Source organism: Nocardioides jishulii, from assembly GCF_006007965.1.
Taxonomy (GTDB): domain Bacteria; phylum Actinomycetota; class Actinomycetes; order Propionibacteriales; family Nocardioidaceae; genus Nocardioides; species Nocardioides jishulii.
Genome location: NZ_CP040748.1, coordinates 2,150,234 through 2,173,707, shown reverse-complemented (window position 1 = coordinate 2,173,707; position 23,474 = coordinate 2,150,234). Strand labels below are relative to the sequence as shown.

The following is a 23,474-nucleotide window of genomic DNA, read 5'->3' as shown; positions in this document are numbered from 1 at the left end:
CGTGCTCAGGACACTATCCGGCCGCGGTGACGCCTGGTCCGGTTCGACCCGTGCCCGGGGCGTGGCGCACCGGGCACCCCGCCTCGCCGGGCACCGGGAAGGTCCCGAGCTCGGTGACCGGTGCACCGTCGGGACAGCTGCGGATGTGGGCCTTGTCCTGGGCGGTGACCGGGTGCCGTCGGGCGGGGAAGGCGCGCAGTGCTCGCCCGCGCAGGCGCAGTCCGGCGCGAGCGGCGGTGACCACGGGGCCGGGCGGGGCGTCGTACCGGAACGCCGCGAGCAGGTCGGGCTCCATGAAGCAACGTCCGAAGGTGTCCATCAGGCGCTGCACCGGCTTCGGCTGGAAGGTGGCCATCAGGGCCAGGGTCGAGTCGGCCACGGCGCGACCGCCGGGGTCGTAGGCGAAGTGCTCGGCCTCGTAGTCGTCGAGCAGCTCCTCGAAGGCGGCGTACGTGGCCGGCGCGTCGCTGATGCCCATGTGCCGGGCGAGCTCGCTGTAGTACTCCACCGACGCGATCACCTCGTGGGGCGACAGTGGACGCTTGCCGTAGCGGTCGAGCCACCGCTTCGGGACGACCACGAAGGTGCTGAGCACGTAGCGGAGCTCGTGCTGGGGGATGTCGTAGGAGCGGTGCATCTGGTTGACCCGACGGATCGCCGCCCGCGCCTCGGGGTGGTCGAATCCCAGCCGGGTCGGCGGCTCGAGGAGCAGGACGGTGTCGTCGTAACGCTTCTGGGTCTGCTCGGTGAAGGCCCCCGTCGCCGCGAGCAGTCGGCCGATGCCGGGCACCGCGTAGGTCCGGAAGAGCGCGAAGCTGAGCGCCTGCTCCATGTCCCAGGGAAACTCGTGCATGACGACGTTGCGGTAGATCTCGACGAAGTCGCGGTGCGGGTCGAGCATGTCGTTGCGCCGCTTCCAGTGGTCCCGTCTCATGGAGTCACCGTAGGCGCAGGCGAGACGGTTGGCGAGGGACATGTGAACGCAGGTTCACGTCCCCGCGCCCGCCGGATTGACGTGGTGGGGGCACCGGGGGAGGGTGAGGGGCTGCGAGGGGCAGCCCGACAGTGAGGAACAGATGAACCAGCACCGACCGACCGTGGGCGACGCCGTGACGGCGCTCCCGAGGATCGACCTCTTCGCCCTCGGCGGCACCATCGCCTCCGTGCCCGCCTATGAGGAGGAGGGAGCCCTCCCCGCCGTCGGCGCCGACGACCTGCTGGCCTCCGTGCCCCAGCTGGCAGGAGTCGCCGAGGTGCGCGCGACCCAGGTGCTCCAGGTGCCGTCGTGCGAGGTGACGGTCCGGGACCTGGTCGGCCTCGTGGGTCGGTTGCAGGCTGCCGTGGAGGCCGGCGCGCAGGGCGTCGTCGTCACCCAGGGCACCGACACCCTCGAGGAGGCGGCCTTCGTCGTCGACCTGCTGTGGGACCGCCCCGAGCCGGTCGTCTTCACGGGCGCGCTGCGTACCCCCGACAGCCCCGGCGCCGACGGACCGGCGAACCTGCTCGCGGCGGTGCAGGTGGCGGCCTCCGACGCGGCTCGTGACCTCGGGGTCGTGGTCTGCCTCAACGCCGAGATCCACGCCGCCCGGCTCGTGCGCAAGACGCACGCCAGCAACCCCGCTGCCTTCACCTCGCCGGGAGCGGGCCCGTTGGGCTGGGTGAGTGAGGGCCGGGTGGGCATCGTGACGCGACCGGTCCGCTCCGCGCCCTGGCGGGAGCTCGACGCGGTGAAGTCGCTCAACGCGGGAACGACGCTCCCGCGCGTGGCGCTCGTACGCGTGGGCCTGGGCGAGGACGCCCACCTCCTCGAGGCGGTCGAGGCGGCGTCGTTCGACGGCGTCGTCGTGGAGGGCGTCGGGGGCGGCCACGTGCCGCGGGCCCTGGTGCCCGTCCTGGCACGCCTCGCCGAGCGCACGCCGGTGCTGCTGGCCTCGCGCACCGGAGCCGGAGAGGTCCTCTCCCGCACCTACGGCTACCCGGGGGCCGAGATCGACCTGCTCTCACGGGGCCTCGTCGGCGTGGGCCGGCTCGACGGCGCCAAGGCGCGCCTGGCGTTGGTGCTGGCGCTGGCAGCGGGCCATGACCGCGCCACCGCCGCCGACCTGGTCAGCCAGATCGGCGGCGGCTGGTAGTCGGAGAGGGGAGAGGTCTCAGCCCGCGTTGGGATCGGGCGCTTCCGGGTCGTCACTGACCACGTCGGGCTGCTCGGTCTCGTCGACCACGGCCTCCGGGTCGAGGTCGCCGGTGTGGGCCTGCGTCTCCACGTCCGGATCGAGGTGCGCCGGTGCCTCGGGGTCCGGAGCCTCCGGATCGGGGAGCGTGGGGTCCACCAGGGGATTGGTCACCGTGGGGTCGGGCGTCTGCTCGGACATGGGTTCCCTCCTCGTGCTGTCGCGTGTGCTGGCTCCAGTGTGCGTCGGGCCGAGGCTCGAGACCAGCCGCACGGACGGTCGTCGCGCGTCCGTGGTGGGGCGTGGCACACTCCTGTGACGTCCACTCCACCGAGTACGGGAGACAACCGTGCCAGGCAAGACCTCCGAGCCCTTCCCACCCGGTCCTGAGTCGTCCTCCGAGGGGACGGACGACCTGGTCGTCCTGCTGGACGACGCCGGGCAGCCGTGCGGGACGGCGCCACGTGAGGACGTCCACGGCACCGACACGCCTCTGCACCTGGCGTTCTCGTGCTGGCTGCTCGACGAGGCGGGTCGTCTGCTGCTGACCCGCCGTGCCCTGACGAAGCGCTCGTGGCCGGGCGTGTGGACCAACTCCTTCTGCGGCCACCCGCGCCCCGGGGAGGCGTTCGACGACGCGCTGGCCCGGCACGCGCAGCGCGAGCTGCGGGTCGCGATCAGCGACGTGGTGCCGCTGGTCCCCGACTTCGCCTACCGGGCGGTGGACGCCAGCGGTGTCGTGGAGAACGAGGTCTGTCCGGTCGTCGCAGCCCGGGTGGTGGGTGAGGTCGACCCCCACCCGGACGAGGTGATGGAGCACGCGTGGGTGCCGCTCGACGACGTCCTCTCGGCGCTCCGGGTCTCGCCGTGGGCGCTGAGCCCGTGGATGCGTGAGCAGGCAGTGGCCATGGAGGCCAACGGCGGGTGGGAGACGTTGGCCGGTCACGCCCGAGCGGCGGAGCGCGCATGACGCAGGAGGTCGCATGAAGCAGGAGCCAGCCCCCTACGAGATGTACGACGCCGTCGCGGACGCCGTCGCCGACCTCGTGATCCGGCGCTACTCCACGTCGTTCGGCCTGGCGTCGCGCCTGCTGGCTGGTGACGTCCGCCCCCACGTACGCAACGTCTACGCGATGGTGAGGGTGGCGGACGAGCTCGTCGACGCCCCGCGGCCCGGCGGTGACGCCGCCCACCAGTCAGCGCTGCTGACCGTGATGCACGACGACGTCCACGCCGCCCTGCGGACCGGCCACAGCGCCAACCTCGTCGTCCACGCGTTCGCCCGGACCGCCCGTCACTGCGGCATCGGCGTGGACCTCGTGGACCCCTTCTTCGCCTCGATGCGGATGGACCTGGAGCGGGCCGAGCACGACGCGGCCAGCTTCGACGAGTACGTCTACGGGTCCGCCGAGGTCGTCGGCCTGATGTGCCTGAGGGCCTTCGTCGTCGACGAGCCCGACCCGCCCGCGCGCTACGAGCAGCTGTGCCACGGTGCGCGTCGTCTGGGCGCTGCCTTCCAGAAGGTCAACTTCCTGCGTGACCTGGCCGAGGACCATCACGACCTCGGGCGCTCCTACTTCCCCGACTTCGACGTCGCCCACTTCGACGCGCGCGACCGCGACCGGCTCCTCGACGACATCGAGGCCGACCTGGCCGTGGCCGCCAGGGCGGTGCAAGAGCTGCCCGTCAGCAGTCGGAGGGCCGTGGCCGCCGCCCACGCCCTCTTCGCCGAGTTGGCGCAGCGTCTACGACGCACCCCTCCGTCGGTGATCCGTGAGCAACGGGTGCGGGTGCCTGCCTCACGCAAGGCCCAGATCATCGCTCGGGCCGTGGCCAGGGGCGGCGCGTGACGGCCCGCGGCACGGTCTGCGTGGTCGGTGGCGGCATCGCCGGACTCGCGACCGCCGCCCTCCTGGCCCAGGACGGCTGGAGCGTCCAGCTCCTCGAACGCGGCTCGGAGCTGGGCGGTCGGGCCGGGTCCTGGAGCGTCGACGGATTCCGCTTCGACACCGGCCCGTCGTGGTACCTGATGCCCGACGTCTTCGACCACTTCTTCGCCCTGATGGGCACCAGCGCTGCCGAGCAGCTCGACCTGCGTCTGCTGGACCCCGGCTACCGCGTGCTCTTCGAGGGACGCTCCGAGCCGTTCGAGGTGAGCGCCTCGCGGGCGGAGAACGTCGCCCGCTTCGAGGCACTCGAGCCCGGGGCCGGCCGCGCCCTGGAGGACTACCTCGCCTCTGCCGACGAGGCGTACGCCATGGCGGTCGACCACTTCCTCTACACCAGCTTCGAGGAGTTCAGCTCTCTCGTCAGCCGCCAGGTACTGCTGAAGGGCAGGCGTCTGGCCCCACTCCTCCTGCGGTCGCTGGAGTCGTTCGTCGCGGCCCGCTTCACCGATCCCCGGATCCGTCAGGTCCTGGGTTACCCGGCGGTCTTCCTCGGCTCCTCGCCCGACCGGGTGCCGGCGCTCTACCACCTGATGAGCCGGATGGACCTGGCCGATGGGGTGCTCTACCCCCAGGGCGGCTTCTCGACCCTGGTGGACGCGGTCGCCGACCTGGCCCGCGAGGCGGGTGCCGTGCTGCACACCGACGCCGAGGTCACGGCCGTGCTCACCGACCCGCCGGCGCGCCGCGGCGCCCGGGCGACCGTACGCGGCGTGAGGCACCGCGACGCGTCGGGCGACGAGCACGTCGTCGAGGCTGACGTCGTGGTCGGCGCCTGCGACCTGCACCACCTGGAGACGCAGCTGCTGCCTCCGCCGCTGCAGACCTATCCCGAGAGCTGGTGGTCGCGGCGCGACCCCGGTCCGGGGGCGGTCCTGGCGCTGCTCGGGGTGCGCGGCGAGCTGCCGGAGCTGGCGCACCACACGTTGTTCTTCACCCGTGACTGGGCCGCGAACTTCGACGACGTCTTCACCGCCCGACGCGTCCCGGAGCCGGCGTCGGCCTACGTCTGCCGACCGTCGGCCACCGATCCGTCGGTGGCTCCCGAGGGCCACGAGAACCTCTTCGTGCTGGTGCCGGTGCCGGCGGACGTCACCCTCGGGCATGGCGGCGTCGACGGCGCCGGTGACCCCCGGGTCGAGCAGGTCGCCGATGCGGCGATCGCCCAGATGGCCGAGTGGGCCGGCATGCCCGACCTCGTCGACCGGATCGTGGTGCGCCGCACCGTGGGACCGGCCGACTTCGCGGCCGACCTCAACGCCTGGTCGGGGGGTGCCCTCGGGCCGGGCCACGTGCTGAAGCAGAGCGCCTTCTTCCGCGCCGGCAACGCCTCGACCAAGGTCGACGGGCTGCTCTACGCCGGCTCCAGCACCATCCCCGGCATCGGCCTGCCGATGTGCCTGATCAGCGCCGAGCTCGTGCTCAAGCGGCTGCGGGGAGACACGTCCACCGGCCGGGTGGCCGCGCCGATCCTGAAGGAGGCAGCGAGTTGAGTTGGCTCTACCTGGCCAGCATCGTGGTGTCGATGGTGTGCATGGGTCTCGTGGACCGGCGGTGGCGCCTCTTCCTCTTCGACCGCCCGCGCGTGGCGATCATCGCCGTGGTGGTGGGCTTCGTGCTCTTCCTGGCGTGGGACCTGGTGGCCATCGAGATCGCCGTCTACAGCAAGGGCGCCTCGCCGGCGATGTCCGGCGTCGACGTGGCTCCGCACCTCCCGCTGGAGGAGCTCTTCTTCATCACCTTCCTCTGCTACATCACCGGGGTCCTCCACGGCCTCTTCACCCGGGTGCTGACGCATCGGGACACCGACCGGGAGGCGTCCCGATGACCTATCTCGGTCTGGCGGCGGTCTTCGTCGCCCTCTGCGTGCCGTTGATGCTGGTCGCGGTGGTGTGGCGGCGTCCCGGTCGTCGGTGGTGGCTGGCCACCGGGCTCACCCTGGCCTCGCTCGTCGTGCTCACGGCGGTCTTCGACTCGGTCATGATCGCCGCCGACCTCTTCCGGTTCGACGAGGACCGGCTCGTCGGCTGGTTCGTCGGACTGGCGCCGGTGGAGGACTTCGCGTGGCCGGTCGCGGCCGTGCTGGTGGTGCCCGCGGTGGTCCTGCTGCTCGCCGGCGACGAGCGGAAGCCGCGGTGAGCACGCGCTCGCGGATCGGCACAGTCCTCGGTTCCTCGCGCCCGCTGTCGTGGGTCAACACGGCCTTCCCGTTCGGAGCCGCCTACCTGGTCGCTGGGGGCCGCCTCGACGTCGCCTTCTGGGTCGGCTGCCTCTTCTTCCTGGTGCCCTACAACCTGTTGATGTACGGCCTCAACGACGTCTTCGACTACGAGTCCGACCTGCGCAACCCACGCAAGGGCGGCGCCGAGGGCGTCGTCCTGGACCGTGGGCTGCACCGCGCGACCATCCTGGCCGCGCTCGGCTCCAGCACGCCCTTCGTGCTGGCCCTGCTGGCCCTCGGCTCGTGGGCCGGAGCGAGCGTGCTGGCACTCAGCCTGGTCGCGGTCGTCGCCTACTCGGCCCCGGTGCTGCGCTTCAAGGAGCGGCCCTTCCTCGACTCGGTCACCTCCAGCACCCACTTCGTCTCACCCGCCCTCTACGGCCTCGTGCTCGCCGGCGAGCGGGGCGGCACGTTCGGGGACTTCTCCTCCTGGCCCCTGGGCGTCTGGGCAGCCCTGGGCGGGTTCTTCCTGTGGGGCATGGCGTCGCACGCGTTCGGAGCCGTGCAGGACGTCCGCGCCGACCGCGAGGCCGGCATCGGCTCGATCGGCACCGTCCTGGGGGCCCGTGCCACCACGTGGGTCGCGCTGGTCCTCTACCTGCTCGGCGGTGTCGTCCTGCTCGCCGTGCCCTGGCCGGGCTGGCTGACGGCCGTGCTGGTGCTGCCGTACGCCGCCAACCTCGTCCCCTACCTGGGGATCAGCGACTCCGACTGCGAGCGGGCGAACCGCGGGTGGCGTCGCTTCCTGGTGCTCAACTTCGTCACCGGGTTCTTCGTCACCCAGGTGTTGATCCTGCACGCCCTGGGCTGAGCCTGCGCTGCCAGCGCTCCCACGGCGGGGAGATGGCCCAGTTGAGGCGCAGGGTCGTGAAGGCGCGGTCCATCCGGCGGCGCAGCTGGGGGAGCCCCACCAAGGAACGTCCGGAGACCCCCACCCCGAGGCCGTGGACGTACCGGATCGTCGCGCGTGGACCGAGGGCGAACGAGAGGTCCATGTCGTCGTGGACGTCGGCGTCGAGGTGGACCTGGTCGCGAACCCGTTGCCACGAGGAGCGGCGGATCGCCATCGAGGAGCCCCACAGAGGCGTGTTGGCCGTCGCCAGCGTGGTGAGCGCGTAGTAGGCGCCGAGGTAGACCAGTCCGGCGAGCGCGCGCACGGGCCAGGCGACGTCGTGGAAGCGTCCCGGGCCGGTGACCGCGTCGACGGTCTCGTCGGCCATGGCTCTCGAGAGGCGGGTCGTCCAGTCGGGTGCGGGGCGGGAGTCGGCGTCGAGGCGGGCGACGATCCCGCCGCGCGCGGCGTCGTAGCCGGCGGCGGCTGCGCGTGGAATCCCGCGCCGTTCCTCGCGTACGACCCGGGCACCGGCCGCCAGGGCCACCTCGACGGAGTTGTCGGAGCAGCCGTTGTCGACCACGACCACCTCGAGGGGAGGGGTCTCCTGGCGGGCCAGCAGGGCCAGGCACTCACGCAGCTCGACGGCGTCGTCCAGCACCGGGATGACCACCGAGACCCGCTGCGAGTCGGGCGTGGGCAGGCGGGGGTTCACCTGCCCGCCTCGACCGACGCGGGCGCCTCGACAGCCACGTGGCGTCGGGCCGCCACGCCCGCCAGGAAGGCCCCCACGACCCCGGCGAGCAGGTCGGTGACGGTGTCGTCGTAGCCGACCTGGATCGCGGGGTCGAGGTAGGTGTGGCCGAGCCACTCACCGATCTCCCAGAGCAGGGCCAGCAGGGCGCCCATGGAGGTGATGCCGGCCAGCGCCTCGACCCGGACCGCCACGGCGCCGGTGCCGTGGCTCAGCACCCCGAGGTCGTGGAGGAGGTGCCACACCATGACCGCGAGGAGACCGGTGGCCATCGCGTGCACGACGAGGTCGAGCCACGGGACGGCGACGTACCAGTCCAGGAGGGCCGCCCATGCGGCGACGAGCAGGACTGTGCAGTGCAGGGCGTCGACCGTGAGCGAGGTGCCCAGCAGCCGCGGGACCATGCAGCCCCCGAGCACGAGGAACATCAGCGCTCCGCCGATGGCGCCGTCGAGGGCGACCGCGGGCACGAGGCAGACCACCGCTCCGAGACGGAGCGTGTCGGTCACGATCAACGCCATGTGGTGAGGGTACCCAGCCCTCCCGCGGCATGGTGCGCGCGCCGGCCGGCACGTCGGCGACACAGCCTGCTGCGTGCAGGGCTGGTGTGTCGGCGGGGCGGCCAGTGGGAACGGTGTGCAGCAAGCGGGTGAGGTCGGGCGACGACGCCGGGCCCCCCGTGCCGAGCGACAGGAGTGGGCGGATGCGACTGAGGCACGTCTCGCGGGAGAGCCCCGGGTGGACCCGACGTCGGGCCGGCAAGGGCTTCGCCCTGCTGGACCAGGACGGCCGTCCGCTGCCGGAGGAGGAGCGTCAGCGTGTCCGTGACCTGGCGATCCCGCCGGCGTGGACCGACGTGTGGATCTGCCCCGACCCCCGCGGCCACCTCCAGGCCGTCGGCACCGACGACGCCGGACGCCTCCAGTACCTCTACCACCCGGCCTGGCGGGAGAAGAAGGACGCAGAGAAGTTCGAGCGCTGCCAGGAGCTGGGCGCTGCCCTGGGCCGTGCGCGCGGACGGGTCGCCCGTGACCTGGCGCTCTCCGGCATGCCGGCCGACCGGGCCTGCGCCGTCGCCTTCCGCCTCCTGGACCTCGGCTGCTTCCGGGTCGGCAACGACGTCTACGCCGACACGTACGGCAGCTTCGGGCTCACCACGCTCGAGCGCAGCCACGTCAGGCAGAAGCGGGGCGTGCTGCACTTCGACTTCATCGGCAAGTCCGGCGTGGAGCACCACGTCGAGCTCGCGGACGCTGACCTGGTCGCGGCGCTCGGCACGATGCGGCGACGGCGCGACGAAGGGCTCTGCCTCCTCGTCTCCCGTGCAGGGCCGACGTGGGCACCGCTCACCTCCGAGGTCGTCAACGACTACATCCGCCGCACCACGGGCGTCGACGCCACGGCCAAGGACTTCAGGACGTGGCACGCGACCGTCATCGCCGCCGCCGTCCTGGGGGACGAGGGGCCTGCGACGACCAAGAAGGAGCGGAGCGCGGCCCTGACCCGCACGTGGGAGGAGGCCTCGAGCCTCCTGGGCAACACGCCCACCCAGGCGCGGACCTCCTACGTCGACCCGCGCGTGGTCGACGCCTACGACGAGGGACGCACCGTGAAGCGCGCCGTGGCCAGGGCGCAGCTGGAGGGCCAGGAGCGCTCCCGACGCCTCGAGCTGGCCGTGCTGCGGCTGCTCGACGGCGAGGAGTGAGCCGACGACCGGTCTGCGGCACAGGGATCAGTCGGGCGCGGTGAGGACCGCGTGTGTGAGGAGCGCCCACGCGCCCACCCCGATCGCGACCATGCTCGCCCCCACCCAGGCGGCGACGGCGCGGGTGAGCACCACGTCGAGGACGAAGACGGTCGCCCCGAGCGCGAGCGCCGCCCCCAGCGCGAGCGCCACCTGCGCCAGCCGGTGGCCGACCTGGACCAGGGACTCCTTGCGCTGTTCCTGGAAGAAGCGCCGGTGCAGGGCCACGGCGCCCAGGAGGACGAGGGTCGTGGCCGCCGCCAGCACGACGAGGGTGAGGTAGAGAGCGACCTGGACGTCGTCGAGGCGGTCGAACCGCGGCATGAACGGCAGGGTGAGCAGGAAGCCGCTCAGCAGCTGCACCCCGGTCTGCAGGACGCGGACCTCCTGCAGGAGGTCCGTCCAGTTGCGGTCCGCCCGCTCCGCAGCCGTCTCTTCACGCCTGTCCTCGACCATCCCCGACCGGTACCCCGATGGGTTCTGGCCACGCGCAGGCGTCAGGTCGGGTCCGGGCGCATCCGTTCCACCAAGGCGTCGAGGAAGGGGACCTGCCCGCGGAGCAGCAGCTCACGGGCGCGCTCCACCCCGACCCAGGCGGCACGGTCGACCTCGGGGAAGTGCTGGACGCGGCCCGATCCCCGCGGCCACTCGAGCTCGAAGGTGTTGCTGCGGAAGTCGGTCAGGTCGACGTCGCCCTCGACCGCGTACGCCTGCACGACCTTGCCGCTCGGCTGCCGGAGGGCACCGAGGTCGACGACGTCACCCGCGGGGGCAGGCTGGCCGACCTCCTCGGCGAACTCGCGACGGGCCGCGGCGAGCGGTTCCTCGTCCTCGAGGTACTCGCCCTTCGGGATCGACCACACCCCGGCATCCTTGCGCGCCCAGAACGGGCCGCCGGGATGCACGAGGAGCACCTCGAGTCCTTGCTCGCCGGTGCGGTGGACCAGGAGTCCGGCGCTGCGTACGGGCATGGCGGCCTCCGTTGGAGTGGGGACCGCCGACGGACCGGCGGTCAGACCGTGGGACGGTCAGGGCGAGGGAGTCCCACGTTGCCACGAGTCGAGCACCATCAGGGTCTTGGTGCCGATCACGTGACCGTCGCGGCGGATCAGGTCGATGAGCGAGTGCAGGTGGCGCAGGTTGGAGACCTTGAAGTGCACGATGGCGTCCGGGTCGCCGGCCACCGTGTAGATGGCGATCACCTCGGGGATGTCCTTGGCCGACGCGGTGATCTCGGAGACCTCGGTGTTGCCGGCGAAGCGCAGTTCGGCGAAGGCCTCGAAGGTGTTGCCCAGGCGGCTCTCGTCGACGACCGCGGTGTAGCCCACGATCACGCCCTGGTTCTCTAGCCGCTCGATGCGCCGGCGGACCGGGCTGGGGGAGAGGCCCACGAGGTCGGCGATCTCACGGACGCTGCGCCGTCCGTCCTCGATGAGCAGGTCGAGGATCTGGCGGTCCGTGGCATCGAGCTCGGCGACTGGCATGGACATGAAACTAGTACCCGGGCGAGAGTTCCGTGCGCCAACGGCCGTGAAAGGGGGCGGAATGCGCCCTTCTGGCGGTGTTTCGCGCCACTTAGTTGTGTTCCGTCGGGGAACGTTCGATCCTGTCCCTGCTGCAGCCCGAGAGACGGAGACCCCCATGTCCGTGGACGCCCACCCCCCTGTTGAGACGCCTGACCTGCCCGCCTCCGGTGTGACGGCCGGCGCCACGCCGGCCGACCTTGCCGTCCTCCGGGAGATCTCCCAGCGCGTGCTGTGGCTCTCGTCGGCGATGATCAACGAGGCCAACCGCGGACGGGAGAACACCTCCGGGGTCAAGGTCGGCGGTCACCAGGCCTCCAGCGCCTCGATGATCGACATCATGGTCTCGCTCTGGTTCGCCGAGCTGGACCGTCACGACCGGGTCTCGGTGAAGCCGCACGCCTCGCCGGCGCTGCACGCGATCAACCACCTGCTGGGCGACCTGGACCCGAAGTACCTCACCACCCTGCGGGCCAAGGGTGGCCTCCAGTCCTACCCGAGCCGCCGCAAGGACCCCGACACGGTCGACTTCTCGACCGGCTCGGTGGGCATCGGCCCCACTGCTGCGCTCTGGGCCGCCATGTCTCACCGCTACGTGAAGTCCCGCTTCCCGCAGACCCCTCCGGCCGGCCGCTTCATCTCGCTGCTGGGTGACGCCGAGCTCGACGAGGGCGCGATCTGGGAGGCCGTCGCCGACCCCGCCGTGGCCTGCCTGGGTGAGCTGCTGTGGATCGTCGACCTCAACCGCCAGTCGCTCGACCGCGTGGTGCCCGACGTGCAGACCCACCGCCTGCGCGGCATGTTCGAGGCAGCCGGGTGGCAGGTCATCACGCTCAAGTGGGGCTCCACGATCTCGCGCCTCTTCGAGCGCCCGGGCGGCGACGAGCTGCGCACCCGGCTGGAGGAGATGCCCAACGAGGAGTACCAGCGGATGCTCCGGGTGCCGGCGGACCAGATCGCCGACCGCATCCTGGGCGACGACGGCTCGTCCAGCCTGCGTGAGCTGCTCGCCGACATCACCCCCGACGTGCTGGCCGTCGCCATCCGCGACCTGGGCGGCCACGACATCGGCCTGCTCCTCGACGCCTACCGCACCGTCGACCCGACCCGGCCGACGGTGGTCTTCGCCTACACGGTCAAGGGGCGCGGCCTTCCCACCGAGGGACACCCCAACAACCACTCGGCGCTGATCAGCGAGGAGCAGATGCTCGAGCTGGCGGCTGCCTCGGGCGTCGACCCGGCGGACCCGTGGGCCCCGCTCCCGGACGACTCCGCTGCCGCTGCGCTGTGCCGTACGCGCGGCGAGGCGCTGCGTCGCGAGCCGGTGACCCCGACCCCGACGATCTCCGTGCCGTCGGGCATGTCGCGGGCCCACCGTGCGCCGATCTCGACCCAGGCCGCGCTCGGCCGGTTCCTGGCGGACCTCACGCGTGAGGCGCCCGAGGTGGCCGGTCGCGTCGTCACCTGCAGCCCGGACGTCGCCTCCTCCACCAACCTCGGCGGGTGGATCAACAAGACCGGCGTCTGGTCGGTCAAGGACCGCCGGGACTGGTTCGCCGACGACGCCGAGCGGGTGCTGAAGTGGGCCGAGGGCAGGCAGGGCCAGCACATCGAGCTGGGCATCGCCGAGGTCAACCTGGTCTGCCTGCTGGGAGAGCTCGGCGCGACCTGGTCGCGGTGGGGGGAGCGACTGATCCCGATCGCGACGCTCTACGACCCGTTCATCCCGCGCGCGCTGGAGCCGTGGTCGTACGGCATCTACTCCGGCGGCCAGTCGATCATCATCGGCACGCCGAGCGGGGTGACGCTGGCTCCCGAGGGTGGCGCCCACCAGTCGATCTACACGCCCTCCATCGGCCTCGAGCAGCCCGAGTGCATCGCGTGGGAGCCCGCCTTCGCCCAGGACCTGGAGTGGACGATGCTCGCCGCGATGGACCGGGTGGGCGTCGAGGGAGGTACGTCGTCCTACTTCCGCCTCACCACGCGCCCGCTGCCGCAGGACCTGGCGCACCTGCCCGAGGACCCTGCGCTCCTGGAGCGGCGCCGCAAGCACGCTGTCGCCGGCGGCTACCGCCTCACCTCCCACGACCCTGCCGCTGAGCAGGTCACGCTGGTCGGGGTCGGCGCGATCATGCCGGAGGTGGTCCGGGCCGCCGAGCTCCTCGCCGAGCAGGGCATCACGGCCGGTGTCGTCTGCCTCACCAGCCCCGACCTGGTCTTCCGGTCGTTCAACCGGCGTGGCAGCGTCGGCTCGGCCACCGACGGCGACGACATCGTCGACGTGCTCTTCCCCGAGCAGCACCGCGCCCCGATCGTGACGGTGATGGACGGCCACCCGCACACGCTGTCCTACCTGGCGGGTGTGCGAGGCGACCGGATCAGGTGCCTGGGCGTCAGCGACTTCGGACAGTCGTCGAGCCTCGAGGACGCCTACGCGCTGCACGGCATCGACACGGCCGCCGTGGTCGACGCGGCGCTGGGACTTCTCGGGCGCTAGCGCTGGGACTTCTCGGGCGCTAGCGCTGGGACTCCTCGGGCGCTGACGCCGTCGGCTGGAGCGCGGTGGGAGGATGGCTGCGTGTACGTGAAGATCTGTGGCCTCCGCACGGCCGAGCATGCGCGCGTCGCCCTCGACGCCGGAGCCGACGCCGTCGGCGTGGTGATGAACGCGACGAGCTCTCGTCGCGCCACCGAGGACGAGGCGCGGGCCGTCGTGGCCGCGGTGACGGGGCGGGCCGACGCCGTGCTCGTGGTCAACGACATGCCTGCCGTCGAGGCGGCCGAGATCGCCTCGCGCCTGGGCTTCGACGTGCTGCAGCTGCACGGCCCTGCCTACGGCGAGGCCGACTTCGCTGCCGCGCTGGCGATCGTGCCGCGGGTGTGGCGGGCGACCTCGCTCGACGAGGATCCCTCGTTGGAGGTCGGGGCCTACGGCGAGGAGCTGCTGCTGATCGATGCTCCCAGGCCCGGGTCGGGTGAACGCTGGGACCTGTCCGAGCTGGTCGACCGAGCCCCGGAGGGCAAGTGGTTGGTGGCCGGCGGTCTTGCGCCCACGAACGTGGCTGAAGCGATCCGCACCGTCCGCCCGTGGGGCGTCGACGTCTCCAGCGGTGTCGAGGTCGCGCCGGGGGAGAAGGGTGTCGAGCTGATCCGCGACTTCGTCGCCCGGGCAGTCGCCACCGCCTGAACGGCCTCGGCGCCGGGTTCAGTCCATGCTCGGAGCGATGAGCCCGAGGAGGTTGCCGTCGGGGTCGATGAGGTAACCGAGGCGCCCGACCCCCTCCTGGTCTTCGAGCGGCATGGCTTCCACGGCTCCCGCGGCGAGGGCCTTCGCGTACACCGCGTCGGCGTCGTCGGTGCCGACCACGAGGTTGGCGCCGACGACCGGTGAGCCCGGCTCAGGCGCCGGGCCCGGACGCTGGACGAGGCCGCCGTTGATCCCGAATCCGGGCACGTCCACGTGGCGGATGGAACCCTCGCCCGTGTCGATGATCCAGTATGGCTGCTCACCGAAACGGGTGAAGGTCCATCCGAAGACCTCTCCGTAGAAGTCGATGAGGCGCTGCGGGTCGGAGGCGTGGATCTCGAAGTGGACGACGAGGCTCATGCTTCGACCCTAGGACGGCCAGCCCTCCGCGGGAAGGGGTTCGTCAGCTGACGCTGGACGGACCTGCGGGCATTGCCCGGACCGAGCGGCGGTAGGCCGAGACGGTGGGCTCACCCGGGAGCCAGAAGCGCCACGGCACGTCGGCGGCCAGGCTGACGCCGACGCGCGGACCCTTGGCCACCTCCTCCACCGGGTCGGCGGTGAGGGAGAGGTGCAGGCCGTGGCCCGAGGAGAGGTGGCCCGGGGAGAGCAGGTCGGCCCCGTTGTCGGCGGCGCTGATCCCGAGCGCCCGTCCGAGGTTGCCCGGCCCGCGCGCCAGCGAGCGCAGCGCGACGTGGGCGCCGCGCCGCGTACGTGCGAGGTCCTCGCCGTCGACCACGCGTCCGGCGCGCAGCAGGACCGCACTGGCGGTCCCGGTCGGCCCGGTGACGACGTTGAGGCACCAGTGGATGCCGTGCGAGCGGTAGACGTAGGCGTGGCCGGCCGGCCCGAACATCACGCTGTTGCGCGGCGTCTCGCCACGGTGGGCGTGCGAGGCGGGGTCGACGGCACCCTCGTAGGCCTCCACCTCGGTGAGGACCAGCGTGACGTCGCCGTCGGGGGTGTGGCTGGTCAACCGGCAGCCCAGGAGGCCTGGCGCGACCTCCGGGGCGGGGCGGGAGAGATCGACGACGGTGGGCACCGGACCATCCAAGCAGGCGTTCGGCGAGCGGTGGCTGCGCGGGGCGCCGCGCACCGATAGGGTGTCGAACGTGCGTTCGAAGTCGAGGCGGGTGGATCCGGGTCAGGCGCCCCTGTGGGAGGAGGCCGACGAGCCCGTACGCCGCTCGCGCCCTCGTCGCGGCGCAGGCGAGGAGCTACGCGTGCTCACCGTCCAGGGGGACGAGTTCCTCAGCTGGGGCTGGGCGCCCGGCACGGTCCTGCACTACGAACCCATGGCCCGGGCCGCGCGCGGGTCCCTGGTCGTCGTCCGGCTGGGGGAGCGGGAGGTCGCCGGTGAGTTCGGGCTGGAGCGAGGCCGCCCCGTGCTGCGGACCGACCTCGGCACGGTGTGGCTGGGGCCGCACATCCGCGTGGTGGGCGTCGTGCGCATCGCCGAGCCACCGCTGCCGGGCATCCAGGCGCACTGACCCCGGCGCACTGACCCCGGCGCACTGATCCCAGCCCCGCGCTGGCACAGGTCAGGGCGTGATGACTTCCTGGCGGTACTGCTGTCGCAGCCAGTCGAGTGCCAGGTGGTGCGCCTTCTCGTCCGCGGCCGCCACCGCACCGTGAGCGATGGCCACGCGGATGTCGTTGGCGTAGGCCGACGCGGCCGTCATCAGGATGCACGCCTCGGTCGAGACCCCCGCCAGCACCACCGAGTCGATGGACTCGGCGGCGAGGAGCTCGCGCAGCTCCGTGTCGTGGAAGGCGTCGTCACGGCGCTTCTCCACCACCACGTCCGGCTCGAAGTCGAGGTCGTGCAGACGCTTCGCGCCCTCCGTGCCGGCCAGCACCACCGGCTGCATGTCGTCGCGCATGTTGAGGGCCCACGTGTCCGGGTCGGGTGGATTGACGGTCCGCACCTCGATGACGGGGAATGATCGCTCGCGGGCCCAGGCGACCCACCGGTGGACGCACTCCACCACGCCGGCCCGCAACGGCCGCATGGCCGGGGTCGCGAAGAAGTCTTCCTGGAGGTCGATGAGGATCAGGGCCTGCATGGGCCCCAGCCAAGCAGGCCTTTCAAGGGGCGGCCACCCAGGGCCCTGTCGAGCCTGGCGAACGGTGCAGCACCCCCGTGCGCGGTGTTTGCGGCCCGGCTGAGCGGGTACCGCTGACCTTCAGAGCCCGACTCGGGACACCCCCTGACGAGCACCCGGACACCCAACGGAGGCACGAAGAGCATGGACATGAGCAAGGCCGCCAGCCAGACCGCCGAGGCCCTCGGTAAGGGGCTCAAAGAGGCGAAGGACGCCCTCGATCCCACGTCGGAGGGCAACGTCGTCCCAGGCCGTCCCAACGCGGTGCCGCCCACCGTGGAGGAGCCCACCGAGCCCCACGACCCGCTGCCGCCCAAGCCGGACCAGCGCGGTGCAGCGACCCGTACCGCGACCGGTGCGCCGACGGAGGCACCCGACCGCGTACGCGCCCAGCAGGGCGCCTACCTGACCACCTCGACGGGTGCCCGCCTGCGCGACACCGACCACTCGCTGAAGGCGGGGCCGCGTGGACCGACCCTGCTGCAGGACCACCACCTGCGGGAGAAGATCACCCACTTCGACCACGAGCGCATCCCCGAGCGCGTGGTCCACGCCCGTGGTGCCGCCGTCCACGGCTACTTCGAGGGATACGGCACCGCCTCCGAGCTGACGGTTGCCAAGTTCCTCGGCGAGGGCGTGCGGACCCCCGTCTTCACGCGCTTCTCGACCGTGCTCGGCTCCCGCGGCTCGGCGGACACCGTCCGTGACACCCGCGGCTTCGCGACGAAGTTCTACACCGAGGAGGGCAACTTCGACCTGGTGGCCAACAACATCCCGGTCTTCTTCATCCAGGACGGCATCAAGTTTCCCGACGTCATCCACGCTGGCAAGCCCCACCCCGACCGGGAGATCCCGCAGGCCCAGAGCGCTCACGACACCTTCTGGGACTTCGTCTCGTTGCACACCGAGGCGCAGCACCATGCGCTGTGGAACATGTCGGACCGTGGCATCCCGCGCTCCTACCGGATGATGGAGGGCTTCGGCGTCAACACGTTCCGGCTCGTCAACGCCGAGGGCGCCACGACGCTGGTGAAGTTCCACTGGAAGCCGATGCTGGGCACGCACTCCCTCGACTGGGAGGAGGCCCAGCTGATCAACGGAGTCGACCCGGACTTCCACCGTCGCGACCTGTACGACGCGATCGAGGCCGGAGCCTTCCCCCAGTGGGAGCTCGGCATCCAGGTCTTCCCCGACAACGAGGAGCAGCAGTTCGAGGGCATCGACCTGCTCGACGCCACGAAGCTGGTTCCGGAGGAGCTGGCGCCGGTCCAGCCGATCGGTCGCCTCACGCTCGACGCCAACCCGAAGAACTTCTTCGCGGAGGTCGAGCAGGTCGCCTTCCACCCCGGCAACCTTCCTCCGGGCATCGACGTGACCGACGACCCGCTGCTCCAGACACGGCTCTTCTCCTACATCGACACCCAGCTCACCCGCCTCGGCGGCCCGAACTTCAACCAGATCCCGATCAACCGCCCGCACGCGCCCGTCAATGACATGTTCCGCGAGGGTTTCCACCAGCACGCGGACCACGAGGGGGTTGCGCCCTACAAGCCCAACTCGCTCGACGGCGGATGTCCGTTCCTGGCCGGGACCCTGGAGGGCGCCTTCGCCGACACCCCGGTCCGCGTGCCCGAGTCGACGAAGGTGCGCGAGAATCCCACGTCCTTCGACGACCACTTCACTCAGGCACGTCTCTTCTGGCTGAGCATGTCTCCGGTCGAGAAGGAGCACATCATCCGGGCGTACACGTTCGAGCTCGGCAAGTGCTACGAGGACGCGATCAAGGAACGTCAGCTCCAGGCCCTTGCCCAGATCGACCCCGTCCTCTGCCAGGAGGTGGCCACCGGACTGGGCCTTCCCGCGCCGGAGCCGACCGAGCCGCTGGCTGACGTCGTGCCGAGTGCGGCGCTCTCACAGGTGGGGGGCACCTGGCCCGCCGATGGTCGGATGATCGGGATCGTCGTCGACGACACCACTGATCCCGGTGAGCTGCAGACCCTGCGCGAGGCGGTCTTCGGGGCCGGCATGGTGCCGCTCGTCGTGGCCCCGCACGGAGGTCAGGTGGCCGGCGCGACCGCCCAGCGGACCTTCGCCACGGCGCGCTCGGTCGAGTTCGACGCGCTGGTCCTGGCCGCGGCCCCGGTGCCGGCGCCCGACGCCATCCCGGCGCGCGACGCCAAGGCCGGCGCCACGGGCTCGGGAGCCCTGGACCCGCGGGTCTCGCTGATGATCGAGGAGTGCTGGCGCCACGCCAAGGCGATCGGTGCCTTCGGTGCCGGCGTCGCTGCGCTCAACGAGGCCGACCCGGGCGAGGCCACGCCCGGCGTCGTACGGGCGGACGACCCCGCCTCGCTCTTCACGGAGTTGCAGACGCTGCTGTCGCAGCACCGCGTGTGGCACCGGTTCCCGCCGACCGTGGCCTGAGCGTCGATGCGTGACCTGGTCCTCGGGCTGAGCCGGGTCGGTGGTGGTGCCTTGGCGGGTGCCACCGCCGGTCTGGCGTCGCTGCGGAGCAGGGCCAAGCCCCTGCACCCGCGGGGTGAGGTCTGGGAGGGTCGGGTCACGCGCAGCGGTGGGACGACCGGGCGCCGCACGGGCGTCGCGTGGTTGGACGAGCCGGGCGAGGACGACGTCCTCGCCCGGCTCTCCGCTGCCATCGGCCTGCCCTCACTGACCTGGGACCTGGCCGGACTGGCGCTACGCCTGCGCGACCAGGGCCCCGGAGACGTGCTCTTCGCCACGACGGGGGCGAGCCCCCTGGGCCGTTTCGTGCTGCTGCCGACGATCGCGGCGCGACGCAGCGGCCTCACCACGTTGTTGCCCTACGAGACGCCCGTGGGGCCCGTCGTGCTGCGTGCCGTGCCCGACGACGGCTTCGAGCAGTCGCGCGACTACACCCTCTCGTACGCCCGTGGCCTCGGCCGGTGGGTGGAGTTCGGGCACCTGGAACTCGTGCGGCGCTCGGACGAGGAGCCGTCCTTCGACCCTGTCCTCCTGCCGCCGACGGGACTGGGCGTGCCCCCGCTGTGGGCGCTGCTCCGGGCCCCGGCCTATGCCCGGGCGCGGACCAGCAGGGGAGAGGACGCTCGTCCTCTGCTCACTTCTTGACCGGGCGCCCCTTGCCCTCGGTGTCCCATCCGCGGGGGAGTGCCTTGTGGGTCCCGTCGCACCACGGCGCGAGCTGCGACCGTTCACAGCGGCACACCGCGACGACCGGACGACGTACGGGGTGCAGCTCACCGTTGTCGTCGGGCCAGGACGAGGCCCCACGCACCAGCATCGGCCCGTCGGGGCACACGGTCGTACGCACGTCCTCGTCCGCACTCATGCCGCTCCCTCCGCATCCAGGTCCAGGCCCCAGGCGCGCATCAGCTGCAGGCCGGAGAGGTGGTCGACGGCGAGGCAGGCGGCGGCACCGAACACGACGTCGGGCGCCAGCGCCGGCTCGAGCGTGACCGCACGACCACAGATGTCGCGCAGGGCGAGCTGCTCGTGGACCGCGTCGGCCTCCACGTGCTCGTCGTAGTAGGCGGCCGCCGCGTCGGGTAGCCCGAGCCGGCGGATGCCGCCAGCGATCCGTCGGCAGGGGACGCTGCTGGTCGCCTCGAACGCCGCGAGGTGGCCGATGCTGGCACCGCGCAGCCGGCGGTGCAGCGCGAAGAGCGACATCGTGTTGTTGACCGCGAGGGTCGACGCGTCGGCGTCCGGCAGGTAGGCGCCGTAGGTGGCGTCGAGTCCGCACGCCTCGAGGGCCTCGGCGAAGAGCGTCTGGTGCAGCATCTCGGGACGTCCGGCACCGAACTCGTCGTACTGCAGCTCGGAGACGGCGACCTTGACGTCCCCGGGGAGCCGGGCGACCACGAACGTCTGCGGGTCGGACTCCTTGAGGTGGTAGATGCTGCGCAGCCGCATGAAGTGCGTGAACTGCTCGAGGTCCGCCCGGCGCTGGACGTGCTGGGCCAGGCCGGAGCTGGGGGCGCCGTCGATCATCGACATGAGCAGTTCGACCATCGCGTCGCTCGTGGTCGGAGCCACGCTGAGGGTGGCGGGCACCAACGGGGCGGAGAGTGTGCGCAGTGCCTCCTCGAACGGCTTCTCGAGAGAGGCGCGGAAGGTCAGCAGTGTGGGGTCCCACTCCCACGCGTCGTCGGCGTCGTCGAAGCCGGAGTAGTGCAGCTCGTAGAGGGTCCAGAGCGCGAGCTGGAAGTCGAGGTCGAGCAGGGGGTCGTGCGACGTGACCTCGGGCATCTCTCCTGGGTCACCCCCGGTGAGGGTGAGGCTGACCCAGGTGCTCAGCGGCCCGCACGGACGGGGTGTCTTCATGTGGTGCTCCTCGTGGCAACGGTAGGTGGGAGGGTGGAGCGACAGCTGCCGGGCGCTCTGCGCAGGCGCCTCGCGGCACGGTTCAGGGGTGTTCGGGGCGTCGGAGCAGCACGACCACGCCGCGGTCCTCGTACGCCCGGAGCTCGGTGACCCGCAGGTGCGGGGGACCGGCCTGCTCGAGCCACTCCTCCAGCGCGGCGACCTGGGTGAGGTTGCCCAGCTGGAGCAGGACTGCGCCGTCGTCGTGGAGGCAGGCATCGACGGCGTGCAGGCACTCGCGGGCGACGGCCAGACCGTCTGCACCCCCGTCGATGGCGAGCAGCGGGTCCTCGGGAAAGCGGGAGACCTCCTGCGAGGACACCCAGGGCGGGTCGACGATGGCCAGGGGGAAGGTCTCGTCCCGCCCCACGGCCTCGTGCGCGAGGGCCGTGCGGACCTCCACCCGGTCAGCCAGGCCGGCAGTCTCGGCGTTGGAGCGGGCGTACTGGGCGGCCACGGGGTCGGCGTCGACCAGCACACCGCGTCGGTCGGTCATCGACAGCGCGAGCAGTCCGATGTGGCCGGCGCCGGTGCAGATCTCCAGCACAGGTCCTTCGGGGAGGTGGGAGAGCAGCTCCGCAGCCCAGGACGACTGGATCTGCGTCCACGGGCGGGGAGTGAGCACCCGGCCGTCGTAGGAGATCCTCAGCGGCCCGAAGTCGATGGTCGACGTCGGGGTCGCGGTCGTCTCGACGGCGTCCGGGGAGGTCGACGCAGGGCACACGTCGTGGCGCAGCGGCATGGTCACTCCAAGATCGAAGGAACCTCTTTCCTACCCCCGCCCGCCGGTTCTGACACCTGCCCGCACGAAAAGCTCGGGACGTGGCCCTGCGAGGCGCCGCACCCAACGTGCCGTCGGACTGCGCGCAGACGGTGCACGGATCGGCCACGTGGGCGCTGCATGGAACGCCCACGACGTGGGCACAGTGGCGGGGACCGTCGACGTGGAGGTGTGCGAAGTGCCGTTCGATCCCGAGAGCAACAAGTCCGCGGGGAAGCCTGCGGGCACGCGACACGGCCACCCGCTCAAGGTGTCGCCCTGGCTCGACCGCCCGATGCCGTCCTTCGACGACCCGCTGCCGGCTCCGGGAGCCCTCGACGTCCTCGTCGTGGGGGCGGGCATCACCGGCCTGGCCACCGCGGTGCTGCTGGCGCGGGCTGGCCGCCGGGTGGCGGTGGTGGAGGCCGGGCGCGTCTCAGCGCTGACCACGGGCCGTTCCACGGGCAAGGTCAGCCTGCTGCAGGGCACGGTGCTCTCGTCGATGGGCCGGCACTGGAAGCAGGACACGATGCGGTCCTACGTCCACGCCACCGCGTCGGCCCAGCAGTGGGTGCTCGGTGAGTGCGAGGCCGCGGGCGTCTCCCACCAACGTCGTCGCGCCGTGACCTTCGCCGAGACGCCGCGCCAGGCGAGGTCCGTCCGGCAGGAGTACGAGGCGGCTCGAGCAGCGGGCCTGGCCGTACACCTGACGGACGAGCTCACCACCCCCTTCCCCCACGTCGCCGGCGTCGCCCTGGATGATCAGCTCCAGATCGACCCGGCGGCCTTGACGCGCGCCTGGCTCGACGAGCTCCGGGAGCTGGGCGTCACGGTGCACGAGGGGAGGCGGGTGCGCTCGGTCTCGTTGCTGGGCAGTCCGCGCGTGGGGCTCTCGGACGGCACGTCCGTCGAGGCGCCCCACCTCGTGCTGGCGACCGGCGCGCCCATCGCCGACCGAGCCCTGCACTTCTCCCGCGTCGAGCCGCACCGGTCCTACGGCCTCGCGCTGCGCGCGCCAGACGACCTGGTCAGCACGCTCGCCCACGGCATGTACGTCTCGGCGGGGTCGCCCAACCACTCGGTGCGTGACGTGCCTGCCGACCCGACGCGGGGGACGCCTGAACCCCTGCTGATGGTGGTCGGCGAGGGCCACGTGACCGGTAGGGGCGGGGCGACCACCAAGCGCTTCGACGCCCTGCGTGAGTGGAGCCAACGCTGGTTCGGCGAGCTCGAGGTCACCCATGCCTGGGGCGCCCAGGACTACGAGCCCTGGACCGGTCTGCCGGTCGTCGGCGCCCTGCCGGGCAGCGACGACCGGATCTGGGCAGCGACGGGCTTCAACAAGTGGGGCCTGACCAACGGGGTGGCCGCGGCCCACACCATCGCGGGGGCCATCACCGGGGCAACCACTGGGCCACCAACCGGCGCGTCTTTCGGCGAGCCACCGCACAGCGGATTCAGGGAGGCGTTCGGGAGCGCCCCGTCCATCGCCCGGCTGAACGGAGCCGTGGCGGGCCACATGGCGCTGGGCCACGTCTCGACCCTCAAGGCTCCTGTGGACGAGGCCGGCAACGTCATGGTCTGCACCCATCTCGGTGGGCCGTTGCGGTGGAACGACGCCGAGGCCTCGTGGGACTGCCCGTTGCACGGGTCGCGGTTCGGCGTCGACGGCGAGGTGATCGAGGGCCCGGCCACGCGCCCCCTGCGCCGTGCCGAGGGACCGGCCTGCGCTGCACTCCGACGGGTGGGCACCCGCACCTCGCAGAAGTAGACCCATGGTCTTTCGGCCACGTGGCTGGCATGGTGTTC

General features: G+C 72.0%; 27 protein-coding genes. 14 read left to right on the top strand and 13 right to left on the bottom strand.

Annotated features, from left to right (window positions below; translation table 11 throughout):
- Positions 1 to 13: 13 nt before the first annotated feature.
- A complete protein-coding gene (locus tag FCL41_RS10255; protein ID WP_137065937.1) occupies positions 14 to 934 on the bottom strand; it encodes an oxygenase MpaB family protein in 921 nt (306 codons plus the stop codon).
- Between the two features lie 142 nt (positions 935 to 1,076).
- Between FCL41_RS10255 and FCL41_RS10250 the strand changes: the two genes are divergently transcribed.
- Complete coding sequence (locus FCL41_RS10250; protein WP_137065936.1) at positions 1,077 to 2,132, top strand: asparaginase; 1,056 nt, start codon at positions 1,077 to 1,079, stop codon at positions 2,130 to 2,132.
- A gap of 18 nt (positions 2,133 to 2,150) precedes the next feature.
- Here the strand turns inward: FCL41_RS10250 and FCL41_RS10245 are convergent, their stop codons facing one another.
- The gene (locus FCL41_RS10245) at positions 2,151 to 2,372 is read right to left on the bottom strand and encodes a hypothetical protein (RefSeq protein ID WP_137065935.1); all 222 of its coding nucleotides are present in this window, start codon (positions 2,370 to 2,372) and stop codon (positions 2,151 to 2,153) included.
- A gap of 148 nt (positions 2,373 to 2,520) precedes the next feature.
- Between FCL41_RS10245 and idi the strand changes: the two genes are divergently transcribed.
- The 6 genes from idi to FCL41_RS10220 are packed head-to-tail and all read left to right on the top strand — an operon-like array spanning position 2,521 to position 7,149.
- A complete protein-coding gene (gene idi, locus FCL41_RS10240) occupies positions 2,521 to 3,141 on the top strand; it encodes an isopentenyl-diphosphate Delta-isomerase (protein WP_137065934.1) in 621 nt (206 codons plus the stop codon).
- A gap of 13 nt (positions 3,142 to 3,154) precedes the next feature.
- On the top strand, positions 3,155 to 4,021 hold the full coding sequence (locus tag FCL41_RS17065) for a phytoene/squalene synthase family protein (protein ID WP_170970256.1): 867 nt from the start codon (positions 3,155 to 3,157) through the stop codon (positions 4,019 to 4,021).
- Entirely contained in the window at positions 4,018 to 5,610 is a 1,593-nt protein-coding gene (gene crtI, locus FCL41_RS17060; RefSeq protein ID WP_170970255.1) for a phytoene desaturase family protein, read from the top strand. The genes FCL41_RS17065 and crtI overlap by 4 nt, the downstream gene beginning before the upstream one ends.
- Complete coding sequence (locus FCL41_RS10230; RefSeq protein ID WP_137065933.1) at positions 5,607 to 5,945, top strand: lycopene cyclase domain-containing protein; 339 nt, start codon at positions 5,607 to 5,609, stop codon at positions 5,943 to 5,945. The genes crtI and FCL41_RS10230 overlap by 4 nt, the downstream gene beginning before the upstream one ends.
- On the top strand, positions 5,942 to 6,256 hold the full coding sequence (locus FCL41_RS10225; RefSeq protein WP_137065932.1) for a lycopene cyclase domain-containing protein: 315 nt from the start codon (positions 5,942 to 5,944) through the stop codon (positions 6,254 to 6,256). Before FCL41_RS10230 ends, FCL41_RS10225 begins: the two co-directional genes overlap by 4 nt.
- A complete protein-coding gene (locus FCL41_RS10220) occupies positions 6,253 to 7,149 on the top strand; it encodes a prenyltransferase (RefSeq protein WP_137065931.1) in 897 nt (298 codons plus the stop codon). Before FCL41_RS10225 ends, FCL41_RS10220 begins: the two co-directional genes overlap by 4 nt.
- Here the strand turns inward: FCL41_RS10220 and FCL41_RS10215 are convergent.
- A complete protein-coding gene (locus tag FCL41_RS10215) occupies positions 7,115 to 7,885 on the bottom strand; it encodes a glycosyltransferase family 2 protein (protein ID WP_212723129.1) in 771 nt (256 codons plus the stop codon). The two genes, FCL41_RS10220 and FCL41_RS10215, sit on opposite strands and share 35 nt — an antisense overlap.
- Complete coding sequence (locus FCL41_RS10210) at positions 7,882 to 8,445, bottom strand: hypothetical protein (protein ID WP_212723128.1); 564 nt, start codon at positions 8,443 to 8,445, stop codon at positions 7,882 to 7,884. Before FCL41_RS10210 ends, FCL41_RS10215 begins: the two co-directional genes overlap by 4 nt.
- 182 nt (positions 8,446 to 8,627) lie before the next feature.
- Here FCL41_RS10210 and FCL41_RS10205 point away from each other — a divergent pair, with 182 nt between their 5' ends.
- Positions 8,628 to 9,629, top strand: coding sequence for a DNA topoisomerase IB (locus FCL41_RS10205; protein WP_137065930.1), 1,002 nt, complete (start codon positions 8,628 to 8,630; stop codon positions 9,627 to 9,629).
- A gap of 27 nt (positions 9,630 to 9,656) precedes the next feature.
- Here the strand turns inward: FCL41_RS10205 and FCL41_RS10200 are convergent, their stop codons facing one another.
- Genes FCL41_RS10200 through FCL41_RS10190 form a run of 3 tightly spaced genes read right to left on the bottom strand, consistent with a single transcriptional unit; the run spans position 9,657 to position 11,152 of the window.
- Positions 9,657 to 10,124, bottom strand: a complete 468-nt coding sequence (locus FCL41_RS10200; protein ID WP_137065929.1) for a DUF6328 family protein — start codon at positions 10,122 to 10,124, stop codon at positions 9,657 to 9,659.
- A gap of 41 nt (positions 10,125 to 10,165) precedes the next feature.
- On the bottom strand, positions 10,166 to 10,639 hold the full coding sequence (locus tag FCL41_RS10195) for an NUDIX hydrolase (RefSeq protein WP_137065928.1): 474 nt from the start codon (positions 10,637 to 10,639) through the stop codon (positions 10,166 to 10,168).
- Between the two features lie 57 nt (positions 10,640 to 10,696).
- Positions 10,697 to 11,152, bottom strand: a complete 456-nt coding sequence (locus tag FCL41_RS10190; protein WP_212723127.1) for an Lrp/AsnC family transcriptional regulator — start codon at positions 11,150 to 11,152, stop codon at positions 10,697 to 10,699.
- Positions 11,153 to 11,309: 157 nt separating this feature from the next.
- On the opposite strand from FCL41_RS10190, the gene FCL41_RS10185 reads away from it, so the two are divergent.
- Together FCL41_RS10185 and FCL41_RS10180 are read left to right on the top strand one after the other, a co-directional pair.
- Positions 11,310 to 13,688, top strand: coding sequence for a transketolase-like TK C-terminal-containing protein (locus tag FCL41_RS10185; RefSeq protein ID WP_137065926.1), 2,379 nt, complete (start codon positions 11,310 to 11,312; stop codon positions 13,686 to 13,688).
- 81 nt (positions 13,689 to 13,769) lie between these two features.
- Positions 13,770 to 14,378 (top strand): phosphoribosylanthranilate isomerase, encoded by a 609-nt coding sequence (locus FCL41_RS10180; protein WP_137065925.1) that lies wholly within the window; start codon positions 13,770 to 13,772, stop codon positions 14,376 to 14,378.
- 18 nt (positions 14,379 to 14,396) lie between these two features.
- Here FCL41_RS10180 and FCL41_RS10175 read toward each other — a convergent pair whose 3' ends face one another.
- Together FCL41_RS10175 and FCL41_RS10170 are read right to left on the bottom strand one after the other, a co-directional pair.
- On the bottom strand, positions 14,397 to 14,798 hold the full coding sequence (locus FCL41_RS10175; RefSeq protein ID WP_137065924.1) for a VOC family protein: 402 nt from the start codon (positions 14,796 to 14,798) through the stop codon (positions 14,397 to 14,399).
- A 43-nt stretch (positions 14,799 to 14,841) separates the two neighbouring features.
- Positions 14,842 to 15,480, bottom strand: coding sequence for a DNA-3-methyladenine glycosylase (locus tag FCL41_RS10170; protein WP_137065923.1), 639 nt, complete (start codon positions 15,478 to 15,480; stop codon positions 14,842 to 14,844).
- Positions 15,481 to 15,550: 70 nt separating this feature from the next.
- Between FCL41_RS10170 and FCL41_RS10165 the strand changes: the two genes are divergently transcribed.
- Positions 15,551 to 15,928, top strand: coding sequence for a hypothetical protein (locus FCL41_RS10165; RefSeq protein WP_137065922.1), 378 nt, complete (start codon positions 15,551 to 15,553; stop codon positions 15,926 to 15,928).
- Positions 15,929 to 15,979: 51 nt separating this feature from the next.
- Here FCL41_RS10165 and FCL41_RS10160 read toward each other — a convergent pair whose 3' ends face one another.
- Positions 15,980 to 16,504, bottom strand: a complete 525-nt coding sequence (locus FCL41_RS10160; RefSeq protein WP_137065921.1) for a cysteine hydrolase family protein — start codon at positions 16,502 to 16,504, stop codon at positions 15,980 to 15,982.
- A 183-nt stretch (positions 16,505 to 16,687) separates the two neighbouring features.
- Here FCL41_RS10160 and FCL41_RS10155 point away from each other — a divergent pair, with 183 nt between their 5' ends.
- The gene (locus FCL41_RS10155; RefSeq protein ID WP_239021604.1) at positions 16,688 to 18,967 is read left to right on the top strand and encodes a catalase; all 2,280 of its coding nucleotides are present in this window, start codon (positions 16,688 to 16,690) and stop codon (positions 18,965 to 18,967) included.
- Between the two features lie 6 nt (positions 18,968 to 18,973).
- The gene (locus FCL41_RS10150) at positions 18,974 to 19,651 is read left to right on the top strand and encodes a hypothetical protein (RefSeq protein ID WP_137065920.1); all 678 of its coding nucleotides are present in this window, start codon (positions 18,974 to 18,976) and stop codon (positions 19,649 to 19,651) included.
- Here the strand turns inward: FCL41_RS10150 and FCL41_RS10145 are convergent.
- The 3 genes from FCL41_RS10145 to FCL41_RS10135 form a co-directional block, all read right to left on the bottom strand.
- Complete coding sequence (locus tag FCL41_RS10145) at positions 19,641 to 19,871, bottom strand: CDGSH iron-sulfur domain-containing protein (protein ID WP_137065919.1); 231 nt, start codon at positions 19,869 to 19,871, stop codon at positions 19,641 to 19,643. The genes FCL41_RS10150 and FCL41_RS10145 overlap by 11 nt on opposite strands.
- Entirely contained in the window at positions 19,868 to 20,866 is a 999-nt protein-coding gene (locus FCL41_RS10140) for an iron-containing redox enzyme family protein (RefSeq protein ID WP_137065918.1), read from the bottom strand. Before FCL41_RS10140 ends, FCL41_RS10145 begins: the two co-directional genes overlap by 4 nt.
- 82 nt (positions 20,867 to 20,948) lie before the next feature.
- A complete protein-coding gene (locus tag FCL41_RS10135; RefSeq protein ID WP_137065917.1) occupies positions 20,949 to 21,647 on the bottom strand; it encodes an RsmD family RNA methyltransferase in 699 nt (232 codons plus the stop codon).
- Positions 21,648 to 21,864: 217 nt separating this feature from the next.
- On the opposite strand from FCL41_RS10135, the gene FCL41_RS10130 reads away from it, so the two are divergent.
- Positions 21,865 to 23,436 carry an FAD-dependent oxidoreductase gene (locus tag FCL41_RS10130; protein WP_170970254.1) on the top strand — a complete coding sequence of 524 codons (1,572 nt, stop codon included), beginning with the start codon at positions 21,865 to 21,867 and terminating at the stop codon, positions 23,434 to 23,436.
- The last annotated feature ends 38 nt before the right edge of the window (positions 23,437 to 23,474 follow it).

Excerpts from the sequence above, each read along its gene's own strand:
- FCL41_RS10155 (WP_239021604.1), top strand. The coding sequence starts at position 16,688 with ATGGACATGAGCAAGGCCGCCAGCCAGACCGCCGAGGCCCTCGGTAAG.
- FCL41_RS17065 (WP_170970256.1), top strand. The coding sequence starts at position 3,155 with ATGAAGCAGGAGCCAGCCCCCTACGAGATGTACGACGCCGTCGCGGAC.
- FCL41_RS10250 (WP_137065936.1), top strand. The coding sequence starts at position 1,077 with ATGAACCAGCACCGACCGACCGTGGGCGACGCCGTGACGGCGCTCCCG.
- FCL41_RS10175 (WP_137065924.1), bottom strand. The coding sequence starts at position 14,798 with ATGAGCCTCGTCGTCCACTTCGAGATCCACGCCTCCGACCCGCAGCGC.
- FCL41_RS10195 (WP_137065928.1), bottom strand. The coding sequence starts at position 10,639 with ATGCCCGTACGCAGCGCCGGACTCCTGGTCCACCGCACCGGCGAGCAA.
- FCL41_RS10210 (WP_212723128.1), bottom strand. The coding sequence starts at position 8,445 with ATGGCGTTGATCGTGACCGACACGCTCCGTCTCGGAGCGGTGGTCTGC.
- FCL41_RS10135 (WP_137065917.1), bottom strand. The coding sequence starts at position 21,647 with ATGCCGCTGCGCCACGACGTGTGCCCTGCGTCGACCTCCCCGGACGCC.
- FCL41_RS10245 (WP_137065935.1), bottom strand. The coding sequence starts at position 2,372 with ATGTCCGAGCAGACGCCCGACCCCACGGTGACCAATCCCCTGGTGGAC.
- FCL41_RS10160 (WP_137065921.1), bottom strand. The coding sequence starts at position 16,504 with ATGCAGGCCCTGATCCTCATCGACCTCCAGGAAGACTTCTTCGCGACC.
- FCL41_RS10190 (WP_212723127.1), bottom strand. The coding sequence starts at position 11,152 with ATGCCAGTCGCCGAGCTCGATGCCACGGACCGCCAGATCCTCGACCTG.
- FCL41_RS10200 (WP_137065929.1), bottom strand. The coding sequence starts at position 10,124 with ATGGTCGAGGACAGGCGTGAAGAGACGGCTGCGGAGCGGGCGGACCGC.
- FCL41_RS10225 (WP_137065932.1), top strand. The coding sequence starts at position 5,942 with ATGACCTATCTCGGTCTGGCGGCGGTCTTCGTCGCCCTCTGCGTGCCG.
- FCL41_RS10140 (WP_137065918.1), bottom strand. The coding sequence starts at position 20,866 with ATGAAGACACCCCGTCCGTGCGGGCCGCTGAGCACCTGGGTCAGCCTC.
- FCL41_RS10150 (WP_137065920.1), top strand. The coding sequence starts at position 18,974 with ATGCGTGACCTGGTCCTCGGGCTGAGCCGGGTCGGTGGTGGTGCCTTG.
- FCL41_RS10255 (WP_137065937.1), bottom strand. The coding sequence starts at position 934 with ATGAGACGGGACCACTGGAAGCGGCGCAACGACATGCTCGACCCGCAC.
- FCL41_RS10145 (WP_137065919.1), bottom strand. The coding sequence starts at position 19,871 with ATGAGTGCGGACGAGGACGTGCGTACGACCGTGTGCCCCGACGGGCCG.
- FCL41_RS10205 (WP_137065930.1), top strand. The coding sequence starts at position 8,628 with ATGCGACTGAGGCACGTCTCGCGGGAGAGCCCCGGGTGGACCCGACGT.
- FCL41_RS10185 (WP_137065926.1), top strand. The coding sequence starts at position 11,310 with ATGTCCGTGGACGCCCACCCCCCTGTTGAGACGCCTGACCTGCCCGCC.